The organism is Microcystis sp. M109S1 (assembly GCF_020247025.1).
Lineage (GTDB): Bacteria > Cyanobacteriota > Cyanobacteriia > Cyanobacteriales > Microcystaceae > Microcystis.
In genome coordinates this window covers 1-8,437 of record NZ_JADBRW010000336.1, presented here as the reverse complement: position 1 = coordinate 8,437, position 8,437 = coordinate 1, and the positions used below count along the sequence as shown (strand labels likewise).

Here is an 8,437-nt window from a genome sequence, read left to right as displayed (position 1 = left end):
CTTAAAGCCTTATTACGGATGAATTGTACTGTAAGAATAGCTTCATCAATGGCAGTACATTGACTTGGTTTGACTACCGCCTTCATTTCTAAAACAATCATTGTTGACCGACCTCAAACAACTATTTTTATACTAACATATCCAGCACAAAACTGTCAAGGATTTAGTGGTGCTTCGCTGTTCTATATTGGTCGGGTTTCATCCCGTCAGTGAAACTGAGGGTCTTCACCCGACATTTAAGATAAAAAATTCTCGATATTGTCTTTCACTTCGCCCAGCTTCAATAATTAATTCTTTTTTCATTACTTTTTAGGTTCTGGGGGTTGCTGTTTGGAAGCTGCCGCAATCGCTTGATTTAAGCGAGTTAATTCTTCTTTAAACTTCGGTTCTTGGGGATAGTTTTTGACTAATTTTTCTAGGATACTTTTAGCTCCAGAAACGTCTTGAGTTTGTAATCTTGTTCCATAAAGAACTAGCATAACTTCCAGATTGTCGGGATATTTTTGATATAACTTTTCTAAAGGTTCTCTGGCTCCGATAAAATCTTTTAACTGTAAGCGAGCTTGGGCGAGTCCTTGCAAAGCAGTGGGGTTATCTGGTTCACGTTCGAGAATTTTCTCGTAACCTTTGACCATTTCTTCTAATTTTTCGGGAGGAATAGTTGCCTCTTGCCCGGGTTGATTGGCTTGGGGGGAATTAGAATTATTATTTTTCAATAAACCTAAAGTTGGCACCACCATTAAAGCCAGAAATACTAAACCGGAGGAAACAATTAATACTCGTTTGAGCGTATCGTTATTTTTTTTGGGCATACTTTTTAAAGATTAGAGATAAGATTAATCAGTAGTAACTCGATGAAATTCGTGACCCCAAAGATTATAAGCCCAAATTCCCAAGCCAAAACTACCTAAGCAGAGGATGGTGAGCATCAGGAAAACTTGCCACCTATTGTAACCTGCTTCCTGAAGTTCTAGACGACCAAGGATAGTGGCGGCTAAGAGGATTAAAACTCGACTAAATACCGCCCACTTGTGGAAGATAAAGACTACCGCCAAAGACCAGCCGAGAATTGATAATACAGCACTAATATCGTTTTTAAACCAACTGCGGAAAAATACCGGCATTAAGTGACTAAACAGAGTTAATCCTAGGGCAATTGAGAGGATAACCCCTACCGCTAGGATATAGATGATGATTTCTAGCCATTCGCTAGTGAGAGTCCAATTCATCTCATCACCGCGGGCAAGTAACCAATCACTCCATGATAAACGCTCATGGGCGATCGACCAGCCAAACACCCCATAGACCGATGGAATCAGAAAAGTAAGTAGTATAATGCGCCAAAACATAATCAGTTATCAGTTATCGGTTATCAGTTATCAGTTTTGAGTTTTAAGTTTTAAGTTGTGAGTTGTGAGTTGTGAGTTTTGAGTATTAAGTGAGCAGTATGTATTAAGTGAGCCTCATCAAATGGCAGTTTCCTACTGTCTTTTCACTGATTACTGATTACTGATTACTGATCACTGAAAAAAGTCAAGCCTGAACCCTGAAAGAGACGAAAATTGCCCCTTTTCAGACTTCAGGCCCTTGGGATTGTCCCGATCGCTTAGGACATATACTGGATGATAAAGTCGAAGTAGGGGGCTGCTGCCACGGCATCCTCTTGAGTCAAAAGACCTAAAGCGGCCTCTTTGAGACAACGAATCGCCTCCACCATGCCGGGGACGGGAACATTAAGAGAGTTATACATCTCTTTGACCCCGATCAGACCGGTTTGTTCGATCGGTCCCTTATCTCCGGCTAATACCCCATAGGTAACTAGACGCAGATACCAACCATAATCGCGCAAGCATTGATTATATTGACGCTGACCGTAGGCATTACCCCCCGGCGCTCTATAATCGGGACGTTTCTTGAACAGTTGTTTTTGAGCCTGATCGACGATTTTTTTCTCATTGTCAGCGAGAGTTTCGGCAATGCGAATTCTCTGCTCACCGGTTTTTAAAAATTGCCCGATACCCTGTAGTTCACCACTACTAGGATAACGAAGTTCGTCGTCGGCTTTGAGGATGACTTGGCTAACTACGCTCATAATATCAAGGTAAATTCTGATAACATTCTGTAGTTTATCTCAGGTCGGGGTCTGGAAGTCGAGTCATCGCTGCTGGTTGGGCAATTCCTAAAAATTGTAATATTTCGTTATGAGTTTCCCCAACAGCCCGGTTACTCTCTAGAATGAATGTATTAGTGGTCAGCAGTGAGGAGATTGCAATTGAGATGTCACCGCACACTGATTAACTTGAACCCGATAACTGGTAATTAATATGGAATTTTTAGCACCCTTCCTGTTGATAGCGGGCATTCTGGGATTAAATGGCTTTAAAATCGATCGAGAATACCAGCGTGGTGTTATCTTTCGCCTAGGGCGTTATCAAGACACCAAAGGCCCCGGACTGTACTGGATCATTCCCCTAGTTGACCAAAAAATGCAGCTGGATATTCGCACCAAAACCGTCGATATCGCCCCGCAAGAAACTGTCACCGCCGATAATGTCACAATTAAGGTTAATGCGGTTCTCTACTATCGCATTATCGACCCCAACAAAGCGATTAATAAAGTCGAATCCTATTCTGCGGCCGTTTACCAAGCGGCCATGACCACTTTAAGAAATGTAGTTGGTCAAAATCGTCTCGATGATGTCTTGCAAAAACGAGACAAAATTAATCAAGCAGTCCAACAAATTGTCGATGAAATTAGCGAACCTTGGGGCATTGATATCGAACGGGTGGAGATGAAAGATGTGGAAATTCCCACCGCTATGCAGCGAGCTATGGCCAAGGAAGCGGAAGCATTGCGAGAAAAACGCTCCCGTTTGATTAAAGCTGCCGCAGAACAGGAAGCTTCGCTAAAATTAGCGGAAGCTTCCCGATTAATCATGGAAAATCCCGCCGCTTTGGAATTACGCCGCCTACAAATGTTAACGGAAATTGGAGCGGAAAATAACACCAGTACCATCATTATGATCCCCTCCGATATCTTAAATCTTGCTCAAAAATTAGCCGAAAAACCATCACAAAATATTGTCAATAGCCAAAAGGGTTAATTTTCTCCGGTGTGTTAGACAAACCTAACGGCTGCATCTCATTTTTGTCAATCTACCAAGTTGGGATTTTTAATGGGAAACTCTCTGCTAAAATCGGGCGTTACTTCTGATTTTATCACTCAACCCAAGCTTTTGGGGGGTTCTACCCCCCAAACCCCGGAGCGCATTAGTTTTTCGGTGGGATGCTTACAGGCAGCTGCTGATATATCTGTAATAATCTAAGAGTCACTGATAATTGCTGATTGTCGGTATTTCTGCAAGTGTGAGATGCACCCAACCTAACACACCTAAAATTGTTAATTAACGCATGGTGACGAATTCCTCGGCGGCACTGGGGTGAATGCCGACAGTGGCATCAAAATCGGCTTTTGTCGCCCCCATTTTTACGGCAATGGCTACTCCTTGAATAATTTCGGCGGCGTGATCTCCTACCATGTGCGCGCCAAGAATTTTACCACTCTCCTGATGGACAACTAATTTCATCAAAGTTTTGTCCTCTCGGGCCGGTAAAACATTGTAACCAGGGCGGAATTTAGATCGATAAACTTTAATCCCCGTCTCACCATATAGGTTTTTTGCTTGCAATTCTGTTAATCCCACCGTCGCCGCTTCAGGAGTAGAAAATACTGCCGAAGGAACATTTTCATAACTCATTAACCGGGGTTTATTACCGAAGACTGTATCGGCAAAGGCGCGCCCCTCATTAATGGCCACGGGAGTTAAATTAATTTTATCGGTACAATCGCCCACGGCATAGATATTGTCTTCGCTGGTTTGGCTATACTCGTTGACAACAATTGCCCCATTTTTTACCTCGACATTGACATTCTCTAAGCCCAATTTTTCCAGCTTAGGAATTCTTCCAGTAGCGGCTAAACCTAGGGCATCAACAAATAAAATTTCTGAGGTTTCTTGACCCTGAATATGTACTTTTAACCCCTCGGCAGTTTTCTCGATCGAAGTGGGGAAAGTTTCGGGCATAATTTTAATTCCCTGACGGATCATTTCCGCTTGAATCTCATCGCGGATATCCTCATCAAACCCTCTTAAAATCTTGTCTTTACGGATTAACTGCACCACTTCTGTCCCTAATCCGTGCATAATACCAGCAAATTCTACCCCAATATATCCCGCCCCTAAAACTATAATTCTTTTTGGTTGTTCTGGCAGTTGAAACATGGCATCAGAAACTACTGTATGTTCAATCCCCGGAATATCAGGTTTAACGGGATGTCCCCCCACGGCAATTAAAATTTTATCGGCAGTAATTTTCTCGTCTCCTACCTCTAGGGTATGGGTATCAATAAACTTGGCATAATTAGGAAAAATCGTCACTTGAGAATTATCGAGCATCTTTTGATAAATGCCATTCAAACGTATAGTTTCCTGATTAACCGCACTAATTAATTTTTGCCAATTTAACTGACTCTCTACCGGACTCCACCCGTAACCTTCCGCATCCTTAAATAGTTGCGGAAAACGACTAGAATAAACCATTAATTTTTTGGGAATACAACCGCGATTAACACAGGTTCCTCCCAAACGATCGTATTCTGCTAATCCCACTTTTGCCCCGTATTCGGCTGCCCGTCTAGCGGTGGCAATACCACCAGAACCACCACCAATCACCAATAAATCAAAATCATAACTCATAAAAACATCCTCGCAAATGAATAGAAATTTAACGGAATCAAGAAACTTTTTGGGCAAAAAGGGGAGCGAATATCTCGGATCAATCCCTAACTGAATCTATCGAGTAACTAGGACAATATAGTCACTAATGCTGCTAAATTAGAGTCAATTTACCTACGGCCAAGATTTAATTCTATGCTAACACGCCGCTCGAAATTATCTTTTCTCTTGGGGACTTGTTCCCTATTTCTCTGGGTAAACCATCCCTTCACCCTCGCAACCCCCATCAGTCCAGACAATCCCCCCCCTTCCGAGTTTATCTGTCCCGCAGACTTAGCCACCAGGATCGATCGCATTTTGGCCCGACCCGATTATCAAGGCGCTTATTGGGGAATTTTAGTAAAATACCTCAATTCTGACCAAAATATCTATAGTATCCACGAAAATAACTTTTTTACTCCCGCTTCTACCGCAAAATTATTAACCACTGCCGCCGCTTTTAGCAAATTTAACCGCGATTATCGTCTGAAAACCCCCATTTTAGCCCAAGGCAATCCCCCCGATTTAGAAACTTTAACCTTAGTCGGGAGGGGAGATGCCACCATAACCACAGAAAAGTTAGAAAAATTAGCAGAAAAGTTAAAAGCACAGGGAATTAACTCAATTTCTCGCTTAATTGTCGTTGCTAGTCCTTTTCTTGTCTCCGATAGTCAAAAAACCTGGGAATGGGAAGATGTCTTTTTTGACTATGCTGTACCCGCTTCTAGCTTGGTTTTAAACGAAAATTCCGTCACTTTAAAGCTTTTACCGCGACAATTGGGGCAAAGCTTAGATTTACAATGGTCTGATCCCATTGCCGCTAAACAATGGCTAATTGAGAATCAAACCAGCGCCGCAGCGCAAGGAAGCCCGAATACTCTGGCAATTAAGGGCAATTTAGCCAATAATCGCCTGATTATCACTGGTTCTCTGGCGATAGATAGTCAAGATGATTTTAATTTAGCTATTCCCCAACCCTCGGAATATTTCCTGGCTCGCTGGCGTAATATCCTTGAAAAAGCGGGAATTACCGTTAAAAACGCAGAAATTAGTTCACAGATTCTCGGCGATGAAATCACCAATTTAGCATCAGAACCCTTAGCATATTTGGTGGAAAAAGTCAATAAAAATAGCGATAATTTACTAGCCGAAACCCTACTACAAATGCTCGGCGGTGTGACGGGATTGCAAGAAACTTTAACAAAACTGGGAATTAACAGCGATAGTTATAAAATCGGCGACGGTTCGGGGCTATCACGACAAAACCTAATTAAACCCAAGACTTTAGGTCAAATTTTACAAATAATGGCAGAAAACCCTGATTATCGTCGTTCTTTAGCCATTGGCGGCATTGATGGCACTTTAACCAATAGATTTCGCCAGACTCCCCTAGAAGGACGATTACAGGCAAAAACCGGGACTTTAACCGGAGTTATCGCCCTCGCGGGTTATCTAGCAACCGCCGACAATCAACCCCTAATCTTTAGCATAACCGTAAATAACAGCGATCAACCCGCCACCACCCTCAGAAACGGCATTGATGAGGTGATTTTGCTCCTAGGACAGTTAAAACGCTGTTAATCTTCAGGAGACTCCGAGACAGGAGACAAAAGGCAAAAGGTAGGAGGCAGCTTTGTTCTCCCCAACACCCCAACACCCAACTAATTCGATCGATCGAGTCAATTAATCACAGAAGACTGTATACTTTTGTAAAAATTGCTTCTAGCTGACCTGTAGATTAATCGACGGAGTTATTGATATATGTATATAGTTCAGATTGCCTCTGAGTGCGCTCCAGTGATTAAAGCTGGGGGATTGGGGGATGTGGTATATGGATTGAGTCGAGAATTAGAAATTCGCGGTCATTGCGTGGAGCTAATCCTACCCATGTATGATTGTATGCGCTACGACCAAATTTGGGGCTTACACGAGGCTTATCGCGACCTGTGGGTACCTTGGTACGGTGGGGCAATTCACTGTAACGTTTTTTGTGGTTGGGTACACGGGCGCTTGTGTTTCTTTATTCAACCCAATTCGGGCGATAATTTCTTTAATCGCGGTACTTACTACGGTTGTAAGGACGATAATATGCGTTTTGCCTTCTTCTGCAAAGCCGCTTTAGAATTTTTGCTCAGAAGTAATAAACGTCCCGATATAATTCATTGTCACGACTGGCAAACCGGTTTAATTCCGCCCTTACTTTTTGAAATTTATAAATATCATGGTATGGGCAATCAGCGCGTTCTCTACACCATCCATAACTTTAAACATCAAGGATTTGCTGGTGCGGAAATTCTCTGGGCAACAGGATTAAATAACGATACTTACTACTTTAGCTATGCCCGAATGCGCGATAACTTCAATCCTTTTGTGATTAATTTTATGAAAGGTGGTATCGTCTTTTCCAACTATTTCAATACCGTCTCACCCCACCATGCTTGGGAAGCACACCACACCGATGTTAGTTACGGTTTAGGTCATACAATTCACCTGCATCAACAGAAATTTACCGGCATTCTCAACGGTTTAGATTACAATATCTGGAACCCAGAGGTGGATAAATTTATTGCTGCACCCTACGGTGTTGATAGCTTCTCCGAGAAGGCACGCAATAAGAAGGCACTGCGAGAAAGACTCTGGTTAAGAGATGCACCAGAAAAACCCTTAATTTGCTATGTCGGTCGTTTAGATGACCAAAAAGGCGTACATTTAGTTCACCATGCCATGTATTATGCCTTAGCTCGCGGGGCGCAATTTGTCCTCTTAGGTTCCGCCACCGAATCGTTAATTAATAACTGGTTCTGGCACGAGAAAAATCACCTAAATAATAACCCTGATGTTCATATTGAATTGGGCTTTAATGAGGAATTATCTCACCTCATTTATGCGGGGGCCGATATGATTGTGGTTCCCAGTAATTTTGAACCCTGCGGACTGACACAAGTAATCAGCTTAAAATACGGAACCGTTCCCATCGTCCGGGGAGTTGGTGGTTTAGTTAATACGGTTTTTGATCGCGATTATGATACCTATCACAAACCCGAAGAACGCAATGGTTTTGTCTTTTTTGATCCCGATAATAATGCCCTCGAATCAGCCATGTCCCGGGCATTAGAATTGTGGTACACTCAACCGGAAGAATTCCAAAAATTAGCGATTCAAGGCATGGAATGCGATTACTCTTGGAATCGTCCCGGCGAAGAATACGTTGCCCTTTATGAAATGATTCGCCACAAATAAGCTGTCTTGTCTCTAGCAATTCCCTGGGGTTGTCAACAGAAATTCGAGCAATAGATTTGTTGAAATTACTGGGGGAATTGCTTTAGTTTTAACCGACTCTTAGGGTGCATCTCATTTTTGTAAATCTACTAATTTGGGATTTTTAAGGAGAAAGTTTCTCCTTAAATTGGGCGTTACTTTCGGTTTTATCACTCAATCCCAGCTTTTGGGGGGTTCTACCCCCCAAACCCCTAGGGCTGTTTCATTCTCCCATCAGAATATCAAAAGTAAAACCGATCACTGTCAGGTAAAATGAGAAGTGACCGGCAATTTTTAAAATATATGTTGAGCTTAATAGAAAAACTGAAACAAGTCAAGGACTTTCGGAAAGATAAAGGAAAAAGACACCCTTTATGGATAGTATTATTAGTAATAATACTGGG

The 8,437-nt window shown here is 42.3% G+C and carries 7 protein-coding genes and 1 pseudogene; 3 read left to right on the top strand and 5 right to left on the bottom strand.

Annotated elements, in window-relative coordinates:
* The 4 genes and pseudogenes from IM322_RS16995 to IM322_RS16980 all read right to left on the bottom strand — a co-directional run.
* Positions 1-101 (bottom strand): annotated as a pseudogene (locus IM322_RS16995) (transposase); the annotation flags it as partial.
* A gap of 201 nt (positions 102-302) precedes the next feature.
* A complete protein-coding gene (locus IM322_RS16990; protein ID WP_287674577.1) occupies positions 303-812 on the bottom strand; it encodes a tetratricopeptide repeat protein in 510 nt (169 codons plus the stop codon).
* Positions 813-836: 24 nt separating this feature from the next.
* Positions 837-1,349: a hypothetical protein gene (locus IM322_RS16985; RefSeq protein WP_004162596.1), complete on the bottom strand. Its 513-nt coding sequence runs from the start codon at positions 1,347-1,349 to the stop codon at positions 837-839.
* A 257-nt stretch (positions 1,350-1,606) separates the two neighbouring features.
* A complete protein-coding gene (locus IM322_RS16980) occupies positions 1,607-2,092 on the bottom strand; it encodes an allophycocyanin subunit alpha-B (RefSeq protein ID WP_012267184.1) in 486 nt (161 codons plus the stop codon).
* Positions 2,093-2,324: 232 nt separating this feature from the next.
* Here IM322_RS16980 and IM322_RS16975 point away from each other — a divergent pair, with 232 nt between their 5' ends.
* Positions 2,325-3,104 carry a slipin family protein gene (locus IM322_RS16975; protein ID WP_287674575.1) on the top strand — a complete coding sequence of 260 codons (780 nt, stop codon included), beginning with the start codon at positions 2,325-2,327 and terminating at the stop codon, positions 3,102-3,104.
* Positions 3,105-3,404: 300 nt separating this feature from the next.
* Here IM322_RS16975 and gorA read toward each other — a convergent pair whose 3' ends face one another.
* Positions 3,405-4,757, bottom strand: coding sequence for a glutathione-disulfide reductase (gorA, locus tag IM322_RS16970; RefSeq protein ID WP_287674573.1), 1,353 nt, complete (start codon positions 4,755-4,757; stop codon positions 3,405-3,407).
* 174 nt (positions 4,758-4,931) lie between these two features.
* Here gorA and dacB point away from each other — a divergent pair, with 174 nt between their 5' ends.
* Both dacB and glgA read left to right on the top strand, forming a co-directional pair.
* Positions 4,932-6,356, top strand: coding sequence for a D-alanyl-D-alanine carboxypeptidase/D-alanyl-D-alanine endopeptidase (gene dacB / locus IM322_RS16965; protein WP_287674572.1), 1,425 nt, complete (start codon positions 4,932-4,934; stop codon positions 6,354-6,356).
* A 180-nt stretch (positions 6,357-6,536) separates the two neighbouring features.
* Positions 6,537-8,015 carry a glycogen synthase GlgA gene (gene glgA / locus IM322_RS16960; RefSeq protein ID WP_287674571.1) on the top strand — a complete coding sequence of 493 codons (1,479 nt, stop codon included), beginning with the start codon at positions 6,537-6,539 and terminating at the stop codon, positions 8,013-8,015.
* Positions 8,016-8,437 lie beyond the last annotated feature (422 nt).

Bases quoted from the DNA above. Each gene is read 5' to 3' on its own strand.
- IM322_RS16990 (WP_287674577.1), bottom strand. From the start codon at position 812: ATGCCCAAAAAAAATAACGATACGCTCAAACGAGTATTAATTGTTTCC.
- IM322_RS16985 (WP_004162596.1), bottom strand. From the start codon at position 1,349: ATGTTTTGGCGCATTATACTACTTACTTTTCTGATTCCATCGGTCTAT.
- IM322_RS16980 (WP_012267184.1), bottom strand. From the start codon at position 2,092: ATGAGCGTAGTTAGCCAAGTCATCCTCAAAGCCGACGACGAACTTCGT.
- IM322_RS16975 (WP_287674575.1), top strand. From the start codon at position 2,325: ATGGAATTTTTAGCACCCTTCCTGTTGATAGCGGGCATTCTGGGATTA.
- gorA (WP_287674573.1), bottom strand. From the start codon at position 4,757: ATGAGTTATGATTTTGATTTATTGGTGATTGGTGGTGGTTCTGGTGGT.
- dacB (WP_287674572.1), top strand. From the start codon at position 4,932: ATGCTAACACGCCGCTCGAAATTATCTTTTCTCTTGGGGACTTGTTCC.
- glgA (WP_287674571.1), top strand. From the start codon at position 6,537: ATGTATATAGTTCAGATTGCCTCTGAGTGCGCTCCAGTGATTAAAGCT.